The 297-nt window shown below is 71.4% G+C and carries 1 protein-coding gene; it reads right to left on the bottom strand.

The window, feature by feature from the left end; genetic code table 11:
- A partial coding sequence (locus ACOADB_RS10135) for a WS/DGAT domain-containing protein (protein ID WP_378597851.1) occupies window positions 1-297 on the bottom strand: 297 nt, incomplete at both ends.

Below are 297 nucleotides of genomic sequence, written 5' to 3'. Positions count from 1 at the left end.
CGGCCGCCGAGGTGGGTGATGGCCTGGCCGAGGAACGGCGCCATCAGGCCGGCGGTGTAGGCGTCCATAGCCGCGCCGGAGACCTCCGGGAGGCGTTCCTTGCCGAGCTGCGTGGACGCCTTGATCCGGGCGATCCGCTCGAGCGGGTCCGCCACGTCGGTGCCGAGCTGTGTGTAGAGGAAGGTGATGGCGTTGCCGACGGAGGCGCCTTCGCCGGTGCGGACCGAGACGGGGACGTTGGCGATCAGGCTCTTGGCGGGCAGGGCGTCGACGTCCTGCAGGTAGCGGCGGATCGCA

It is taken from the genome of Nocardioides sp. CPCC 206348, assembly GCF_048654705.1.
Taxonomy (GTDB): Bacteria; Actinomycetota; Actinomycetes; order Propionibacteriales; family Nocardioidaceae; genus Nocardioides.
This window is presented reverse-complemented; position numbering and strand designations above follow the sequence as displayed.